The following is a 17,102-nucleotide window of genomic DNA, read 5'->3' as shown; positions in this document are numbered from 1 at the left end:
ACGTTAGGTCATCCATCGGGCACGGGTTTTACAAGGCAGGGCCCTGCCCCGGAACTGCGTGAGAGATCAGGAAAATTCGGCGGAAGGCGCGGAACCGGTCAGGCCGCGCGGCGATGCCAGCGGTGCATGACATCCGCGCCAACGACACGGGTTTCCGCCAGCGTGAAACGCGGCGCCTCCGCCAGACGGTCGATCCCCAGCGCGCCGATGCCGGGGCGGCCTTCGGCCCCCAGTGCCACACCGGCGGTAAAGCCCACCAGTTCATCGACCAGGTCAGCCCCCAGCAGCGAGGCGGCAAGCTGGCCGCCGCCTTCGCAGAACACCCGGGTCAGGCCTTCGGCGGCAAGCCCGGACAGCAGCGCCGCCGGATCGATCCGTCCGCCCGTCAGCGCGCAGGGCAGCAGGCGGGCGCCGCAGCTTTCCCAAGCCCTGCGTGTCTGCACCGGCGCGTCGCGCCCGTGCACCAGCCAGACCGGCACGTCGCGGGCCGAGGCGGCAAGGCGGCTCATCAGCGGCACGTCGATCAGGCGCGACACCACCACCCGCACCGGCTGGCGCCGGGGGCCCCAGCCGCGCACGGTCAGGTCCGGATCATCGGCGCGCGCGGTGCCCGCGCCCACCATCACCGCATCATGGCTGGCGCGCAGCGCATGCACCACCGCCCGCGCTTCGGGCCCGGTGATCCAGCGGCTTTCACCGGTGGCGGTGGCGATGCGGCCATCAAAACTGCTGGCAAGCTTCAGCGTGACATGCGGCCTGCCCTGCCCGATCCGCAGGAAAAAGCCGGAATGGTCGCGCGCCGCCTCCTCGGCCAGAATGCCGGTGGTGACCTCGATGCCGCGGCGGCGCAGCATCTCGAACCCCTTGCCCGACACGCGCGGATCGCGGTCGGCCAAAGGCGCCACCACCCGCGCGATGCCCGCCTCGGCCAAGGCCGTGGCGCAGGGCGGGGTCTGGCCGTGATGCGCGCAGGGTTCCAGCGTGACATAGGCGGTGGCGCCCCGCGCCGCCTCCCCCGCCTGCGCCAGTGCGACGGGTTCGGCATGCGGCCTGCCGCCGGGCTGGGTCCAGCCCCGGCCCACCACACGACCCTCGCGCACGATCACGCAGCCCACGGCGGGGTTGGGCCAGCACTGGCCCATGCCCCGGCGGCCCAGCCGCAGCGCATGAGCCATGTGGCGCGCGTCATCGGTCACTTGTCGCCGCCAGCCCCGGGGCGCAGTTCGCTGACGAACTTGTCGAAATCATCCGCCGCCTGAAAATTCTTGTAGACGCTGGCAAAGCGCACATAGGCCACGGTGTCGATCCGGGCGAGCGTTTCCATGACGATCTCGCCGATCTGCTTCGACTGGATGTCGGTATCGCCCAGACTTTCCAGACGGCGCACGATGCCGGAAATCATCTGGTCGATGCGCTCCGGTTCCAGCGGGCGTTTCTGGATGGCCATGCGGATCGACCGTTCCAGCTTGTCGCGGTCAAAATCCTCGCGGCGGCCACTGGTCTTGATCACCACCAGATCGCGCAGCTGCACCCGTTCATAGGTGGTGAAACGTCCGCCGCAGGCCGGGCAAAAACGCCGCCGCCGGATCGAGACGTGATCCTCCGCAGGGCGCGAATCCTTCACCTGCGTGTCGATGTTTCCGCAAAAAGGGCAGCGCATCCCCCGTCCCCCTGTATTTTCGGCCCGACAATGGGGGTGCCCCCAGTTATCCACAGCCACTATAGGGGAGCCGCCAGACCTTGGGTAGGGGGCATTTGGTCGGTCAAGATAAGGGGGATGGCTCAGCGCGACAGATGCGCCGCCACCTGCCGCTGATGGGGGGCGCGGCGGTGTTCCACCAGATAGATGCCCTGCCAGCGGCCAAGCGCCAGCCGCCCGTCGCTGACCGGAATCTGCAGCGACACAGGCAGCAGCGCCGCCTTGATATGGGCGGGCATGTCATCGGGCCCCTCATAGGTATGGGTCAGATAGGACATGGACGGATCGTCAGAGGGCGGCACCAGCCGGTCCAGATAGGCCAGAAGGTCGCTCTGCACCTCCGGATCGGCGTTTTCCTGAATCAGCAGCGAGGCAGAGGTGTGGCGGATGAACAGCGTCAGCAGCCCGGTGCCGCTGGCCCAGTCCGCCACGTCGCGGGTGAAGTCATAAAGCCCCGGCCCGCGCGTGGCGATGGTAAAGCTGGTCTGCACCCGCCCTGCCCTTCGTCGGTCAGGCTTCGGTGGCGACGCAGCGGACGCTGGGCAGATCGGCGCTTTGATCGACAAGCATGGGCGAGCCGCTGTCGGTGACGACGGGCATCCCGGCCACCTGTTGCAGCGTCATCTCGCAACGCGCCAGATCCTCGGGGGCGACTTCAATGTCGATGACGGTGGTGTTTTCGGTCATCAGCGCCTCGGTCGCAGCAAAAGCGGCCACGGCGGTGCAGGTGGTGATGGCGGTCAGCAGGGTGAGGCGCAGCATCTGTCTCTCCAATGCGGTTCAAGGAATAAACTCAGCCAAAATCATAAAGTTCCGCTTAAAGCGGATCGCATTGCCCATTTCTGGGAGGAAATGCCGGAAATCGGCGTCAGGGATGGCGGATCCGGCGGCGCCGGAAGCAAGGTTCAGGTCATCAAAATTGGGGCAAGCTATGACGGCGGAGACTCAAGGGTAATGCCCTCAGAATACGCCCTGTGCGGGGGGTCAGGCAAGCCCCGCGTGACAGCAAAAAGGCGCCCCGCGGGGCGCCTTTGTCATCACTGGTCCAGAAAGCTGCGCAGCTTGCGCGAGCGGGACGGATGTTTGAGCTTCCGCAGCGCCTTCGCCTCGATCTGGCGGATCCGCTCGCGGGTCACGCTGAACTGCTGGCCCACCTCTTCAAGCGTGTGGTCGGTGTTCATGCCGATGCCGAAACGCATCCGCAGCACCCGCTCCTCGCGCGGGGTCAGCGAGGACAGCACGCGGGTCGTGGTTTCCTTCAGGTTCTCCTGAATGGCGGAATCCAGCGGCAGGATCGCGTTCTTGTCTTCGATGAAATCGCCAAGCTGGCTGTCTTCCTCGTCGCCGATGGGCGTTTCCAGCGAAATCGGCTCCTTGGCGATCTTCATCACCTTGCGGACCTTTTCCAGCGGCATCTGGAGCTTTTCGGCCAGTTCCTCCGGCGTCGGTTCGCGACCGATCTCGTGCAGCATCTGGCGCCCCGTCCGCACCAGCTTGTTGATGGTCTCGATCATGTGGACCGGGATCCGGATGGTGCGCGCCTGATCCGCGATGGACCGGGTGATCGCCTGACGGATCCACCATGTGGCATAGGTCGAGAACTTGTAGCCGCGGCGGTATTCGAACTTGTCCACCGCCTTCATCAGGCCGATATTGCCTTCCTGAATAAGATCAAGGAACTGCAGCCCGCGGTTGGTGTATTTCTTGGCAATCGAGATCACCAGACGCAGGTTCGCCTCGACCATTTCCTTCTTGGCCTGACGGGCTTCCTTTTCGCCCTTCTGCACCTGATTGACGATGCGGCGGAATTCCGAAATGTCGAGCCCGACATACTGGCCGACCTGCGCCATGTCGCTGCGCAGCTCCTCCACCTTGTCGGAGAAGCGTTCGATGAACATCTGCCAGCCGCGACCGTTCTTTTCGGCCATGCGGTCCATCCAGTTCGGATCCAGCTCGTTGCCGCGATATTCGTCGACAAATTCGCGCCGGTTGATCCGCGCCTGATCCGCCAGCTTCACCATGGCGCTGTCGATGGACATGATGCGCTTGTTGATGCCGTAAAGCTGGTCGATCAGCGCTTCGATGCGGTTGTTGTGCAGATGCAGGCCGTTGACCAGTTCCACGATCTCGGACCGCAGCTTCTGATACATCGCCTCCGCCCCGGCGGAAAAGCTGCCATCCTCGTTCAGCGTCGCGCTGATCCGGGCGTCCTGCATTTCGGCCAGCTGTTCGTAATCGCGGGCGATGCGGTCCAGCGTTTCCAGCACGCGCGGCTTCAGCGCGGTTTCCATCGCGGCCAGCGACATGCTGGCCTGATCGTCGTCTTCCTCGTCATCTTCCTTGATGATCGGGTTGCCGTCGGCATCAAGCTCCGGGTCGGTGTTGCGGTTGCGCTGGATCGTGACACCCGCCGCATCCACCATCGGCTCCTCGAGCCCGCCTTCCTCGTCAAGCTGGTTGCCGAAGGTGGCTTCAAGGTCGATCACGTCGCGCAGCAGGATCTCTTCGCACAGAAGTTCCTCGCGCCAGATGGTGATGGCCTGAAAGGTCAGCGGGCTTTCGCAAAGCCCGGCGATCATGGTGTTGCGGCCCGCCTCGATCCGCTTGGCGATGGCGATCTCGCCCTCGCGGCTCAGCAGTTCGACCGAGCCCATCTCGCGCAGATACATGCGCACCGGGTCATCGGTGCGGTCCAGCTTTTCGGCGCCGCCCCCGGACAGCGCGACATCCCGCCCGCGCGAGGCATCGACCAGTTCGGTCGATCCCTTGGCCTTGGCGTCGTCTTCCTCGCCTTCCTCGTCGTCCTCGGTGACCTGAATGCCCATTTCCGAAAGCATCGACATCACGTCTTCGATCTGGTCAGAGCTGACCTGATCGGGCGGCAGAACCTCGTTCAGCTGGTCATAGGTGATGTAGCCCCGCTCGCGCGCCTCGGCGATCATCTTCTTGACCGCGGCCTGGCTCATGTCGAGGCTGTGGCCGTCATCCTGAGTGTCCGGCTTGGCGTCGTCGGTATCTTTGGCTGCCATGAAGTGCTCCGTCAGAGGGAGGTGCCGGTGCTGGACCGGCGCTCGCGCGAATAAAGTGATTCGAGACTCCGAATCATGAGGCGATTCGAATGATTCGGCCACCCGTCTCGCTGTCTTTCCTGCATCTTTCCGTTCAAGCCGATCTAGCTCCGGCCTTTTGAAAAGCGAATCTGCTGCATGAGCGCGTCAAATGCACTGCGTTCCTCCTTGTCGATCCGGGCCCCGTTTGGACCAAGGTCGAATTCCACCTCGTCTTCGGCCCGGTTCAGAACCGCCTGATTGCGCGCCTGCGCCGCCTGCGCAAGCCGCCAGGTCAAAGCTTCATCCGCCAGATGCTCCAGATCCTCCACGGCCTCGGCAAGCTCGGCCACAAATCCGGCCTGCGCCGCGATCTTTCCCAAGGCCTCGGCCACGGTCAGGCGGGCAAGGTCCACATCCTCGGGACGGCGAAGGCAGGGCACGACCGCGACATGGCGTGCCGACAGCAAGGTTTCAAGGGCTTCCGGCCCGATTGCCGCCTCTGCCTCGTGCTTCAGATCGGCCGGATCGCTGCTTGCGCTGCGCAGCAGCACGTCGCGCAGCGCCGCGTGGCGCCAGTCGGCGCAGTCCAGCCGTTCGAGCCGGGTTTCGAATTCCGGGATCAGCACCGGCGTGTTCAGCAGCACGCAAAGCACCACCACCTCGCGCAGCTGCGTTTCGGCATCATCGCCCGCCGCCACCAGATGCGAGGCCTTGGCGGACGCGCTTGGCGGCTCGGGCGGCGGGGTCCAGCGCCCGCCCGGGCCGGGGCGTCCTCCCCTGCCCTGCGGCGACCGGGGCGCCTGCGCGGGGCGCTTGTGCCGGAACAGTTCCCAGCGCAGGTTCTTGAGTTCGGCGTCGTAATAGCCGCGCAGTGCCGGATCCTGAATGCGCCCGATGGTCTCGCGCAGCGAGGCCTCCAGCGCCGCCTTGCGTTCGGGGCTGTCGAAGACGCGGCCTTCGGTTTCGCGCCGCCACAGCACCTGCACCATGGGCTGCGCCTGATCCAGCACCGCCCGCACCGCCTGCGGCCCCTTGGCGCGCAGCAGATCGTCGGGGTCCTGTCCTTCGGGCATCAGCGCGAAGCGCAGGCTTTTGCCCGGCGTCAGCAGCGGCAGCGCGGTGTCGATCACCCGATAGGCGGCGCGCAGCCCGGCCTTGTCGCCATCCAGCGCGATGATCGGCTCGTCGGTGATCCGCCACAGCAGCGCCAGCTGGTGTTCGGTCACCGCCGTGCCCAGAGGCGCCACCGAGGCGGCAAACCCCGCCTCTGACAGCGCGATGACGTCCATATAGCCTTCGGCCACGATCAGCGGCTGGCCCTTGCCCGCCGCTTCGCGCGCGGGGGCGTGGTTGTAAAGGCTGCGGCCCTTGTCGAAAAGTTCGGTTTCCGGCGAGTTGAGGTATTTGGCGTTGTCGTTCGGATCCATCGCCCGCCCGCCAAAGGCGATGGCGCGCCCGCGCCCGTCGCGGATGGGGAACATGATGCGGTGGCGGAACACGTCATAGGGCGCGCCCCTGTCCGGTGGCTTGGCCAGCCCCGCGCCCAGAATCAGATCCTCTGCCACGCCCTGTGCGCGCAGATGCTCCCACAGGTTGCGCCAGCCATCGGGGGCAAAGCCCAGTTCGAACCGGTCCTGCACATCCGCCTTCAGCCCGCGCCGGTCCAGATAGGCGCGCGCCTCGGTGGCGGCGGCGGTGCGCAGCTGCAGGCGGAACCAGCGCACCGCCTGCTCCATCACCTCGGAAAGCTGCGCGCGGCGGTCAGCCTTCTGCGCCGCCTGCGGATCCCGCGCGGGCATGGTCAGCCCGGCTTCGCGCGCAAGGATTTCCACCGCCTCCATGAAACCGACATTTTCGGTTTCCTGCACAAAGGCGAGGGCGTCGCCTTTGGCGTGGCAGCCGAAGCAGTAGTAGAATCCCTTGCGGTCATCGACGTGGAAGGAGGCGGATTTTTCCTGATGGAACGGGCAAGGCGCCCAGAGGTCGCCTTTGGCCTGATTTGATTTCCGGTTGTCCCACAAGACCTTGCGCCCCACCACCTGAGCAAGGCTGGTGCGGGTGCGCAATTCATCAAGGAAACCGGGTGGCAGACTCATCGCGGCATTATCCGCGCCACGGCAGCGCGAGTCCAGCGGCCCACGCTTACTGGCCTTCGCACTGCGCCTTCCAGCTGCGGCCCACTTCGGGGGTCAGCTCGTCTGCGGGCAGGGAATAGATCCATTCCGCCAGCTGCTGCCCCGCGTTGCGGTCGAGCACGCGGCGCAGTTCGCGTTCGGTGCGCGCCTGCGGAATGCCGTCCTTGCGGGCCTGCACCGCCTCCATGACCACCTTGGCCGATTGCGCGCAGTTCGCAGGATCGATGCCCTGCGCCGCCGCCATCCCGGAGGTAAGGCCAAGCCCGATCAGTCCCATCATCAAAGCCCGCATCGCGCATCCCCCTGTCAGACGCCAGTCGGCCAGAAGGGATACAGGAGTCGCGCACAAAAGTCACGGTGCGGCTTGCGCGCCGCGCTCACGTTGCAGCGAGCGCGGCGCGCCGGTCACAGGCCCTTGGCCTTGTAGCTTTTGGCGACCCGGTCCACCGCGACCAGAAAGGCGGCGGTGCGCAGGTCGGTGACGTCATTCCGCCCGTGCCAGACCTCGCGCATGGACTGATAGGCGGTGCGCATCGTGTCATCCAGACCCGAGCGCACCAGTTCCAGCTCGTCAGCGCCGCGCAGGTATTTTTCCTTGAACCGGGGATCAAGGCTCCAGCGGTCGCCCATCGCCACGTCGAGCCGTTCCAGCTCGTCCACCACAAGCTGGTGCCGCGACTCTTCCTGACGGCGCTGCATCCGGCCAAAGCGGATATGGCTCAGGTTCTTGACCCATTCGAAATAGCTGACCGTGACCCCGCCCGCATTGGCGTAAAGATCGGGGATGATGATGGTGCCGCGCGCCCGCAGCACCTCGTCCGCCCCGGCGGTGATCGGGCCATTCGCGGCCTCAAGGATCAGCGGCGCCTTGATGTGATGGGCATTGGTCAGGTTGATGACCCCTTCCATGGCGGCGGGGATCAGGATGTCGCAGTCTTCCTGCATCAGGCTGGCGCCATCGATGGAAAACTGCCCTTCGGGATAGCCCGACAGCCCGCCATGGCGCACCAGCCAGTCGCGCACCCGGTCCACATCCAGCCCGCGCGGATCGAACAGCGCGCCGTCGCGTTCGATGATGCCGGTGATCTTGGCGCCATCCTCCTCGGACAGGAAGCGGGCGGCGTGATAGCCGACATTGCCGAGCCCCTGCACGATGATGCGCTTGCCGTCGAGCTTGCCCGACAGCCCCGCCTTGGCCACATCCTCGGGGTGGCGGAAGAACTCGCGCAGCGCATATTGCACGCCGCGCCCCGTCGCCTCCACCCGGCCCGCGATGCCGCCCGCGTTCAGCGGCTTGCCGGTGACGCAGGCGCGGGAGTTGATGTCGGTGGTGTTCATCCGCGCATACTGGTCGGCGATCCACGCCATTTCCCGTTCGCCGGTGCCCATGTCGGGGGCGGGCACATTCTGGCTGGGGTTGATGAGGTCGCGCTTGATCAGCTCATAGGCGAAGCGGCGGGTGATCAGCTCCAGCTCGTGCTCCTCGTAAAGCCGGGGATCGACGCAGAGCCCGCCCTTCGATCCGCCGAACGGCGTTTCCACCAGCGCGCATTTATAGGTCATCAGCGCCGCCAGCGCCTCCACCTCGTCCTGATTGACCGCCAGCGAATAGCGGATGCCGCCCTTGACCGGCTCCATATGTTCGGAATGCACCGACCGGTAGCCGGTGAAGGTGTGGATGGTGCCGCGCAGCCGCACCCCGAAACGCACCGTATAGGTGGCGTTGCAGACGCGGATCTTCTCCTCCAGCCCGGGGGCCAGATCCATCAGCGCCGCAGCGCGGTTGAACATCAGATCCACGCTCTGGCGGAATGTCGGCTCGTTGGATGGTGCAGCGCTCATATGGTCCTCCGATCACGTCCGGCAAACGGCGCCGGCTTTCGGTCCGCGGCGGTCATCGGCCGCGCCCGCCCCCCGAGACAGAGCACGCCACCGCGCTCTGTCAAGCGGCGTGTCAGATCGAGTCGCATCGCGGTTTGGCCACAATCGCCGCGAGTCAAAGCCCGCAGTTCACCAACCTGACCCCTCATTGTTTCCAAATCCTTGCGATCTGCCCGCGCGCCCCGGCTTTTGTCCCGCAAATCCAGAAAGATAGCCGAAAATTCGATTAAACCGGCCCAAATTTGGCCATTTTGGGCGCCCATACAGGCTGCCATTGCACTGTAAATCTTGTGGGGCCTGTCCGGGAGTTTCTCCGGAAGAAAGGAATCGGGGAAATGAAAACGCAGTCTGACTTCGGAGACGCCTGTCCGCGCACCGAAACGGCCGCGTCCGCGCTTCTGTCCTACCTGCGGCGGTGGCGGCGCGACGAAAGCGGCTTTGTCTCCATCCTCGTGGTGGCGGTGATCATGGTCATGCTGGTCTTTGGCGGCATCGGCATCGACATGATGTATGCCGAACTGCAGCGCACGAAGCTGCAGAACACGCTCGACCGCGCCGTGCTGGCCGCCACCGATCTGGACCAGTCGCTGGATCCGGAAGCGGTGGTCACCGACTACATGGAACGGATGGCGCTTGGCGACGCGCTGGTGTCGGTCGATGTGGATGACGGCCTGAACTACCGCACCGTGACCGCCGAGGGCCGCATGACCGCCACCTCCAACGTGCTGCGCCTGCTGGGTGTCGACACGCTGCAGGTGGACGCGCTGGCGCAGGCCACCGAACGGTTCAACAAGGTCGAGATCTCGCTGGTGGTCGACATCTCCGGTTCCATGGATGATGGCGACAAGCTTGAAGAGCTGCAGGCCGCCGCCAAGGATTTTGTCGACACGCTGCTGGACGAGGGCAACGAGGATCTCGTCTCGATCTCGCTGGTGCCCTATTCCGAGCACGTCAATGCCGGGCCCGAAATCCTGAGCTACATGAACGTGAACTGGCGGCACGGCTATTCGCACTGCATCGAAATGCCCAACAGCGCCTTTGCCTCCACCACGCTGGATTACACCACCCGCTTTGACCAGATGCAGCATTTCCAGTGGAACTATAACGGTGCCAACAGCCGGTCAGACACGATCTGTCCGCGCTATGATTACGAACGCATCACCGCCTTCAGCCAGAACCGCACCGCGCTCAAGGCGCAGATCGACCAGCTGCAGCCCCGCGCCGGCACCTCGATCTTCATGGGGATGAAATGGGGCACGGCGCTGCTTGATCCCAGCGCACAGCGCATCGCCAGCGGCATGATCGCCAAGGGCAAGGTCGACCAGGTCTTTGAAGGCCGCCCCGTCGCCTATGACGACGAGGAAGTGCTCAAGACCGTGGTGCTGATGACCGACGGCCAGCATGACCGGTCCTACCGCATCCGCTCCGGCTATTACGACAGCGATTCCGAATATGCCCACTGGGACCGCTACAACCTTTGGTATTATCTGCAGAACTACGTCCGGTCGAGCAGCTGGGGCAACTTCTACTACCAGCGCTACGACTCCACGCTCGGCGACAGCCTGCTTGACGACATCTGCGACGCCGCGAAGCGGAAGGGCATCCTGATCTGGACCATCGGCTTCGAGGTGACGGATCACGGCGCCAATGTCATGCGCAACTGCGCCTCCTCGCCCTCGCATTTCTTCCGTGTCGAAGGGGTCGAGATCTCGGAGGCCTTCTCCACCATCGCCCACACGCTCAACCAGCTGAGGCTCACGCAATGACCGGATTTGTCAGAACCGCCCTCCGCCGTTTCTGCCGCAGCGAAGATGGCATGGCGCTGGTGCCCTTCGCGCTGTGGATGCCCTTCATCGTGGGCTTGACCCTTTCCGCCATCGAACTGGGCGCCAGCACCCTGCGCCAGAGCACGCTGGACCGGGCGCTGGACGAAAGCGTGCGCCATGTGAAGCTGGCCACCGGACGGCTTGTCACCCCGGAGCAGCTCAAGGCCGAAATCTGCGAACGCGCCCCCGTGCTGCTGAGCTGCGAAAGCATGCTGCAGCTGGAAATGGTGCGGCTGGACATGCGCGACTGGATCGTGCCCCCGGCACAGGTCGCCTGCGTGGATACCGGCCTGCCGGTCAACCCGCAGCGTTTCTTCGAGGCCGGACAGGGGCATGACGTGATGCTGCTGCGCGCCTGCTACAAATACCGCCCCATCGGCCCCGGGGGCTATCTGACGGCGGCGCTGTCCAAGGATGACGACGGCTATACCGCGCTGACCTCCACCACCGCCTTTGTGGCGGAACCGCTGTAAGGACAGAGGCCATGACCCTCAGACGCCCCATCGCCCGCCTCGCGCGCTTTGGCCGCGACAGCCGCGGCTATGTCACGCTGGAAATAATGATCTTTCTGCCGGTGGTCTTTCTGATCTTCGCCGCCTGCTGGGTCTTTTTCGACGTGTTCCGCCAGCAGTCCGTCAACCAGAAGGCCAATTACGCCATCGGTGACCTGCTGTCCCGCGAGACGCAGGAAATCGATGACACCTATATCGACAACACCTACCGCCTGCTGAAGCTGCTGACCCTGACCGATGACACGCTTTATTCGGCGGATCCGCTGGAGTCGCTGGCGCTGCCCGGTCTGGTGGGGGACACATGGTACAAGACCGATCTGCGGATCACCGTGGTCCGCTATGACGCCTCTGACAACCGCTACAATGTCGCTTGGTCGGCGGCGCGGGGCGATCATGCCTCGCTCAGCGGCAACCTGCCCGCTGACCTGACCCGGCTCATGCCGGAGATGACCGGCGGCACGCAGGTCATCCTCGTGGAAACGTGGGACGACTATCAGCCGACATTCTCTGTCGGGCTCGACCCGTTCGAGATTCACACCTTCAGCTTCACCCATCCGCGCTACGCTCCGCAGCTCGCTTGGGTGGGGGCTGCCAGCAGCGGCGGCGCGCCGCTGATCAGCACCGGCTGCAGCGGCAGTTGCACCAACGAAGATGGCAGCAACAACGTCGAACCCAGCATCAATTACCGCTGGGGCCGCGGCTGACGCCGCCACGCGCCCGCCATGACCGACGGGCGCGGCACAGCCTATTCGTCGGCGGGCGGCAGACGCCCGTCGCGGCGCATCAGCATCACGCTCAGGATGTCGGCCATGGGTTTGGTGTCGCGCGCAGCGGTCACGCCGCCAACCGCCACCCGGCGCCCGATCCGCCACCACAGGCCCGGAAACCACGCGCGCCGCCCCGGCACGCGCAGCGTCAGCGCAAAGCCGTTCGACGGTTTCAGCGCAAAGGCGCTGCGATCGACCTTCACCACATCGGCGACATGCGCGATCACCGCCCCCGAACTGTCGCTGAGCGTCTCTTCGGTCAGCAGGATCTCGCGCCCCGTGACCTGCCACATGCGCCACGCCATCACCAGCGCCACCACGCCCAGCACGATCAGGAAGACCTGCCAGATCACCTGCGCGGGCGGCTCGGTCACCGCAAGCCAGATCAGCAGCCCGCCCAGCCCGCCCAGCGTGCCCACGCCGATCAGCCGCCGCGGCGCGGTGGCCGCCGCGCGCGCCAGAACCTTGTCCTCGTTCAGCATCCGTCCCCCCTGCCCGGCGTCAGTCGCGCCGCGGATCGCGGGGATAGACGCCAAGGATTTCCAGTTTCTCGGTAAAATAGTCCAGCTCGTCCAGCGCGCGGCGCACCGCCGGATCCTCGGGATGGCCTTCGATGTCGGCATAGAACTGCGTCGCGGTGAACGACCCGTCCACCATGTAGCTTTCCAGCTTGGTCATGTTGACGCCATTGGTGGCAAAGCCGCCCATCGCCTTGTACAGCGCCGCCGGAATGTTGCGCACCTGAAAGATGAAGGTGGTCATCATGCCGTGATCGCCGCGCCGCGTCAGATCCGGCTCCTGCCCCATGATGAGAAAGCGCGTGGTGTTATGGGCGTGATCCTCGATATGGTGGGCGAGGATCTCGAGCCCGTAAGTCTCGGCGGCAAGATCGGAGGCCAGAACGCCGGTCTGGCGGCTGCCGCTGCGCGCCAGTTCGGCGGCGGCCCCCGCGCTGTCGGCGGCGGCTTCACCCTTGATGCCGTAGCTGGCAAGGAAGCTTGCCGCCTGCGGCAGCAGTACCAGATGCGCGCGCACCTTGCGCAGATCGGGCAGCGTCACGCCGGGCAGCGCCATCAGGCTGATATGCACCCGCACAAAAGCCTCGCCGACGATGCGCAGCCCGCTTTCCGGCAGCAGGCGGTGGATGTCGGCCACGCGGCCATAGGTGGTGTTTTCCACCGGCAGCATCGCCAGACGCGCCTCGCCGGAGCGCACCGCCGCGATCACCTCCTCGAAGGTGTGGCAGGGCAGCGCCTCCATGTCGGGACGGGCGTCCCGGCAGGCCTCGTGCGAATAGGCGCCGGGTTCTCCCTGAAAGGCGATGCGATCGGTCATGACAGTCTCACGATATTTTAGGCCCTTCGGGCTCTTGTGGGCGTTTCGTCGCGGGTAGTATACCTTGCCAGACATCAAGTGAAGCCGTAGATACCCCGCCAACGGATATCTTCAGGACACCCGAGCGACAGGATTAGCGACACATGTTCGACACGATGACGATGACGAAGGCCGTGGGTGGGTTCTGCGGCGCCTTCCTGATCTATCTTCTTGGGGGCTGGGCCGGCGAGTCACTTTACAGCGTGGGCGGACATGGCGGCGAAGAAGTGGCCTCCTACGTGATCGAGGTCGAGGATGCAGGCCCCGCCGAAGACGAGCCCGAGGTGGATTTCGCCACGCTGATGGCCTCCGCCGACGCCTCCGCCGGCGAGCGGGTGTTCGGCAAGTGCCGCGCCTGCCACAAGATCGATGGCTCCAACGCCACCGGCCCGCATCTGGACGGCGTCGTGGGCCGCGCCATCGATGCGGTCGACGGCTTCAGCTATTCCGGCGCGCTGCTGCAGGTGGGCGACACCTGGACCCCGGAAAACCTGTTCCACTTCCTTGAAAGCCCGCGCAACGCGGCCTCCGGCACGACGATGAGCTTTGCCGGTCTGCCCAAGCCGCAGGACCGCGTGGACCTGATCGCCTATCTGGACAGCCTCGACGGCTGACCCGTCCTTCCGGACCTCTGCATCAAGGGTCATGGCCGCAGGCCATGGCCCTTTTTCGTGCCGTTCCCGGGCAGGGCCGCGCGGGCTCGCGGGGAAATCGCGCGGGCTCACGCAAACGCCAGCAAGTTCGGCTTGAATGTGGTCTGCCCCGGCCCTTACCTTGGGCCAAATGTCAGGCAAACCGCCGACCACAGGGGAGAGCACATGAACCGGACGCCGCGCGCCGCAGCCCGAGCCACCAGTCTTCCGTCCTTCCGCCCGCTGATCTGTGCGCTGACCGCGCTGGGGCTTGCGCTGGCCGCCACCTCGCTCCGGGCGCAGGACACCGCAGCCCCCGCCACGCAGGAGGCAGAGGCGCAGCAGGTCATCACCTCGCACGGCTATTCCTATTTCGGCAATCTCGACTATCCCGCCGATTTCGACCATTTCCCCTTCGCCAATCCCGACGCGCCCAAGGGCGGCGAGCTGGTTCTGGGGGCGTCGGGCACCTTTGACAGCATGAACCCCTATTCCCGCAAGGGCCGGTCCGGGGCGCTGACCACCATCCAGTATGACCAGCTGATTCAGGACACCGAAGACTCGGTGGGCCAGTATTACGGCGTGCTGGCGGAACGCCTTGAATATCCCGAGGACCGGTCCTGGGTGATCTTCCATCTGCGCCCCGAGGCGACGTTCTGGGACGGAACCCCCGTCACCGCCGAAGATGTGGTCTATTCCCACAAGCTCTTCATCACGCAGGGCCTGCCCTCCTACGCTGCCGCCGTGTCTGAAATGGTCACCGGCGCCGAGGCGCTGGACGAGCATACGGTGAAATTCACCTTCAACCCCGAACTGACCAAACGCTCCCGGATCGAGACCGTGGGCGCGACGCCGGTCTTCAAGAAGGCATGGTTCGAGGAAGATCCCGAAAACCGCCGTCTGGACGAACCCCGGCTGGAGGTGGCGGTGGGGTCCGGCCCCTACATGCTCGACAGCTATGATGTGAACCGCCGCATCGTCTACAAGCGGCGCGACGATTACTGGGGCAAGGATCTGCCCTTCAACAAGGGCCGCTACAATTACGACCGCATCCGGGTCGAATATTTCGCCGACCAGACCGCGTCATTCGAGGCGTTCAAGGCGGGCGAATATACCTTCCGCGTCGAATCCGATCCGCGGCTCTGGGCCACGTCCTATGATTTCCCGCGCATTCAGGAAGGCACGGTGAAGAAGGAAGAGATTCTGGATGGCAGCCCGCCCAATCCCACCGGCTTCATCTTCAACCTTGCCCGCCCGCAACTGCAGGACAAGCGCGTGCGCGAAGCCATCGCCATGGCTTTCAATTTCGAATGGACCAATGAAAGCCTGCGCTACGGGCTTTATGCGCCGCGCAGTTCCTTTGTCGAAGGCACCCATGTGGAGGCGGAAGCCCTGCCCGAAGGCGCCGAGCTGGAGTTCCTGCAGTCGCTGGGCGACGTGGTGCCCGAGGAGATGCTGACCGAGGAGGTCTGGACCATGCATGAGTCCGATCCTTCCGATCTTCTGGGCCGCCGCACCCTGCGGCAGGCCATGGGCCTGCTGAACGAGGCGGGCTGGGAGGTGGATCAGGACGGGCTGGCGCGCAATGCCGAAGGCCAGACCCTGCGCCTGCGCATGATCATCCCCTCCAACATCGACAGCACGGTGGAGGCGATGCACGAGACCTATGTGCAGAACCTGCGCGGCATCGGCGTGGATGCGAGCTATACCAAGATCGATCCGGCGCAGTTCACCCTGCGCGAGCGCGACCGCGATTACGACATGATCTATTCCACCCGCTATGGCGCCTTCCTGTCCACCGGCGGCGGGCTCAGCCAGATGTATGGCTCGCGCGAGGCGGAGTTTTCGCTGTTCAACCCGGCGGGGCTGGCGAGCCCCTTGGTCGATGCCATCATCCGCGCCAGTTTCGAGGCGACCACGCAGGAAGAAACCGATGTGGCGCTGAAGGCGCTGGACCGCGCCCTGCGCTATGAATTCTTCATCGTGCCGGATGGCTATATCGCCGATCACTGGGTCGCCTATTACGACATGTATGAACATGCCGACATCCCGCCCTATGATCTGGGTTATCTCAGCCTGTGGTGGGTCAATCCCGACAAGGCACAGGCCCTGAAGGACACGGGCGTGCTGAACTGATATGGGCGCCTATATCCTACGCCGCCTGCTGCTGATCATTCCCACGCTGCTGGGGATCATGGTGGTCAATTTTACGCTGACGCAGTTCGTGCCCGGCGGCCCCATCGAACAGATCATCGCCCAGATCGAAGGTCAGGGCGATGTGTTCGGCGGCTTCTCCGGCGGGGCCGGCGATGGCGGCGTGTCGAATTACGGCATGGAAAGCGACAAATATGTCGGCGGGCGCGGCCTGCCGCCGGAATTCATCGAGAGTCTGGAAAAGGAATTCGGCTTCGACAAGCCGCCGCTGGAACGTTTCCTGACGATGATCTGGAATTACATGCGGCTGGATTTTGGCGAAAGCTATTTCCGCTCGATCTCGGTCGTCGATCTGGTGCTGGAAAAGATGCCGGTCTCGATCTCGCTGGGGCTGTGGTCCACGCTCATCGCCTATATCGTGTCGATCCCGCTGGGCATCCGCAAGGCGGTCAAGGACGGATCGGGCTTTGACACATGGACCTCCGGCGTCATCATCGTCGCCTATGCCATCCCCGGCTTCCTCTTCGCCATCGTGCTGCTGGTGCTGTTTGCGGGTGGATCCTTCTGGCAGATCTTTCCGCTGCGCGGCCTCACCTCCGACAACTGGGAGACGCTGAGCTGGCCGATGAAGATCGTGGATTACCTGTGGCATATCGCGCTGCCGGTCATCGCCTCCACCATTTCGGCCTTTGCCACGCTGACGCTGCTGACCAAGAACAGCTTTCTGGACGAGATCAAGAAACACTACGTGATGACTGCCCGCGCCAAGGGCCTGTCGGAAAGCCGCGTGCTTTATGGCCATATCTTCCGCAATGCCATGCTGATCGTCATTGCCGGTTTCCCGGCGGTGTTCATCGGTGTGTTCTTCTCCGGCAGCCTCATCATCGAGACGATCTTCTCGCTCGACGGGCTGGGGCGTCTGGGGTTCGAGGCGGCGGTGGCCCGCGATTATCCGGTGATCTTCGGCACGCTGTTCATCTTTGGCCTGATCGGGCTGGTGGTCGGAATCCTGTCCGACCTGATGTATGTGCTGGTCGATCCGCGCATCGACTTTGAAAAGCGCGAGGGCTGA

16 protein-coding genes are annotated in these 17,102 nt (G+C 64.7%); 6 read left to right on the top strand and 10 right to left on the bottom strand.

The annotated features are described in order from the left end of the window. Positions 1-98 precede the first annotated feature (98 nt). The 8 genes from ribD to VK682_RS13875 all read right to left on the bottom strand — a co-directional run bounded on the left by ribD (position 99) and on the right by VK682_RS13875 (position 8,726). Positions 99-1,196, bottom strand: a complete 1,098-nt coding sequence (gene ribD, locus VK682_RS13910) for a bifunctional diaminohydroxyphosphoribosylaminopyrimidine deaminase/5-amino-6-(5-phosphoribosylamino)uracil reductase RibD (RefSeq protein ID WP_324782069.1) — start codon at positions 1,194-1,196, stop codon at positions 99-101. Then, the gene (gene nrdR, locus VK682_RS13905; RefSeq protein WP_230795154.1) at positions 1,193-1,660 is read right to left on the bottom strand and encodes a transcriptional regulator NrdR; all 468 of its coding nucleotides are present in this window, start codon (positions 1,658-1,660) and stop codon (positions 1,193-1,195) included. Before nrdR ends, ribD begins: the two co-directional genes overlap by 4 nt. A gap of 122 nt (positions 1,661-1,782) precedes the next feature. After that, positions 1,783-2,190, bottom strand: a complete 408-nt coding sequence (locus VK682_RS13900; protein WP_089846898.1) for a secondary thiamine-phosphate synthase enzyme YjbQ — start codon at positions 2,188-2,190, stop codon at positions 1,783-1,785. 19 nt (positions 2,191-2,209) lie between these two features. Continuing rightward, complete coding sequence (locus tag VK682_RS13895; RefSeq protein ID WP_089846896.1) at positions 2,210-2,461, bottom strand: hypothetical protein; 252 nt, start codon at positions 2,459-2,461, stop codon at positions 2,210-2,212. A gap of 275 nt (positions 2,462-2,736) precedes the next feature. Continuing rightward, complete coding sequence (gene rpoD / locus VK682_RS13890; RefSeq protein WP_089846893.1) at positions 2,737-4,728, bottom strand: RNA polymerase sigma factor RpoD; 1,992 nt, start codon at positions 4,726-4,728, stop codon at positions 2,737-2,739. Between the two features lie 143 nt (positions 4,729-4,871). After that, on the bottom strand, positions 4,872-6,845 hold the full coding sequence (dnaG, locus tag VK682_RS13885; protein ID WP_230795155.1) for a DNA primase: 1,974 nt from the start codon (positions 6,843-6,845) through the stop codon (positions 4,872-4,874). 46 nt (positions 6,846-6,891) lie between these two features. Then, a complete protein-coding gene (locus tag VK682_RS13880; protein ID WP_230795158.1) occupies positions 6,892-7,164 on the bottom strand; it encodes a hypothetical protein in 273 nt (90 codons plus the stop codon). Between the two features lie 125 nt (positions 7,165-7,289). After that, positions 7,290-8,726 carry a Glu/Leu/Phe/Val family dehydrogenase gene (locus VK682_RS13875; protein WP_089846886.1) on the bottom strand — a complete coding sequence of 479 codons (1,437 nt, stop codon included), beginning with the start codon at positions 8,724-8,726 and terminating at the stop codon, positions 7,290-7,292. A gap of 374 nt (positions 8,727-9,100) precedes the next feature. On the opposite strand from VK682_RS13875, the gene VK682_RS13870 reads away from it, so the two are divergent. From VK682_RS13870 to VK682_RS13860, 3 genes are read left to right on the top strand one after another with little or no spacing between them, the layout of a single operon-like run. Beyond that, positions 9,101-10,531, top strand: a complete 1,431-nt coding sequence (locus tag VK682_RS13870; RefSeq protein WP_089846884.1) for a TadE/TadG family type IV pilus assembly protein — start codon at positions 9,101-9,103, stop codon at positions 10,529-10,531. Continuing rightward, complete coding sequence (locus VK682_RS13865) at positions 10,528-11,064, top strand: TadE/TadG family type IV pilus assembly protein (protein WP_230795160.1); 537 nt, start codon at positions 10,528-10,530, stop codon at positions 11,062-11,064. The genes VK682_RS13870 and VK682_RS13865 overlap by 4 nt, the downstream gene beginning before the upstream one ends. An 11-nt stretch (positions 11,065-11,075) precedes the next feature. Continuing rightward, positions 11,076-11,807 (top strand): TadE/TadG family type IV pilus assembly protein, encoded by a 732-nt coding sequence (locus tag VK682_RS13860; protein ID WP_230795162.1) that lies wholly within the window; start codon positions 11,076-11,078, stop codon positions 11,805-11,807. 41 nt (positions 11,808-11,848) lie between these two features. Here the strand turns inward: VK682_RS13860 and VK682_RS13855 are convergent, their stop codons facing one another. Both VK682_RS13855 and VK682_RS13850 read right to left on the bottom strand, forming a co-directional pair. Then, entirely contained in the window at positions 11,849-12,352 is a 504-nt protein-coding gene (locus VK682_RS13855) for a hypothetical protein (protein WP_230795163.1), read from the bottom strand. Positions 12,353-12,371: 19 nt separating this feature from the next. Beyond that, positions 12,372-13,205 (bottom strand): prephenate dehydratase, encoded by an 834-nt coding sequence (locus tag VK682_RS13850; protein WP_230795164.1) that lies wholly within the window; start codon positions 13,203-13,205, stop codon positions 12,372-12,374. A gap of 143 nt (positions 13,206-13,348) precedes the next feature. Between VK682_RS13850 and VK682_RS13845 the strand changes: the two genes are divergently transcribed. The 3 genes from VK682_RS13845 (at position 13,349) to VK682_RS13835 (ending at position 17,102) form a co-directional block, all read left to right on the top strand. Then, complete coding sequence (locus VK682_RS13845; protein ID WP_230795166.1) at positions 13,349-13,858, top strand: c-type cytochrome; 510 nt, start codon at positions 13,349-13,351, stop codon at positions 13,856-13,858. A 204-nt stretch (positions 13,859-14,062) separates the two neighbouring features. Further along, the gene (locus tag VK682_RS13840; protein ID WP_230795167.1) at positions 14,063-16,012 is read left to right on the top strand and encodes an extracellular solute-binding protein; all 1,950 of its coding nucleotides are present in this window, start codon (positions 14,063-14,065) and stop codon (positions 16,010-16,012) included. Position 16,013: 1 nt separating this feature from the next. Then, positions 16,014-17,102, top strand: a complete 1,089-nt coding sequence (locus VK682_RS13835; protein WP_230795168.1) for a microcin C ABC transporter permease YejB — start codon at positions 16,014-16,016, stop codon at positions 17,100-17,102.

The organism is Salipiger marinus, from assembly GCF_035481585.1.
Taxonomy (GTDB): Bacteria; Pseudomonadota; Alphaproteobacteria; order Rhodobacterales; family Rhodobacteraceae; genus Salipiger; species Salipiger marinus.
Note: the sequence above shows the minus strand (reverse complement) of the source record. Positions and strands in the feature narration are given on the sequence as shown.

Bases quoted from the DNA above. Each gene is read 5' to 3' on its own strand.
- nrdR (WP_230795154.1), bottom strand. From the start codon at position 1,660: ATGCGCTGCCCTTTTTGCGGAAACATCGACACGCAGGTGAAGGATTCG.
- VK682_RS13895 (WP_089846896.1), bottom strand. From the start codon at position 2,461: ATGCTGCGCCTCACCCTGCTGACCGCCATCACCACCTGCACCGCCGTG.
- rpoD (WP_089846893.1), bottom strand. From the start codon at position 4,728: ATGGCAGCCAAAGATACCGACGACGCCAAGCCGGACACTCAGGATGAC.
- dnaG (WP_230795155.1), bottom strand. From the start codon at position 6,845: ATGAGTCTGCCACCCGGTTTCCTTGATGAATTGCGCACCCGCACCAGC.
- VK682_RS13880 (WP_230795158.1), bottom strand. From the start codon at position 7,164: ATGATGGGACTGATCGGGCTTGGCCTTACCTCCGGGATGGCGGCGGCG.
- VK682_RS13875 (WP_089846886.1), bottom strand. From the start codon at position 8,726: ATGAGCGCTGCACCATCCAACGAGCCGACATTCCGCCAGAGCGTGGAT.
- VK682_RS13870 (WP_089846884.1), top strand. From the start codon at position 9,101: ATGAAAACGCAGTCTGACTTCGGAGACGCCTGTCCGCGCACCGAAACG.
- VK682_RS13865 (WP_230795160.1), top strand. From the start codon at position 10,528: ATGACCGGATTTGTCAGAACCGCCCTCCGCCGTTTCTGCCGCAGCGAA.
- VK682_RS13860 (WP_230795162.1), top strand. From the start codon at position 11,076: ATGACCCTCAGACGCCCCATCGCCCGCCTCGCGCGCTTTGGCCGCGAC.
- VK682_RS13855 (WP_230795163.1), bottom strand. From the start codon at position 12,352: ATGCTGAACGAGGACAAGGTTCTGGCGCGCGCGGCGGCCACCGCGCCG.
- VK682_RS13850 (WP_230795164.1), bottom strand. From the start codon at position 13,205: ATGACCGATCGCATCGCCTTTCAGGGAGAACCCGGCGCCTATTCGCAC.
- VK682_RS13845 (WP_230795166.1), top strand. From the start codon at position 13,349: ATGTTCGACACGATGACGATGACGAAGGCCGTGGGTGGGTTCTGCGGC.
- VK682_RS13840 (WP_230795167.1), top strand. From the start codon at position 14,063: ATGAACCGGACGCCGCGCGCCGCAGCCCGAGCCACCAGTCTTCCGTCC.
- VK682_RS13835 (WP_230795168.1), top strand. From the start codon at position 16,014: ATGGGCGCCTATATCCTACGCCGCCTGCTGCTGATCATTCCCACGCTG.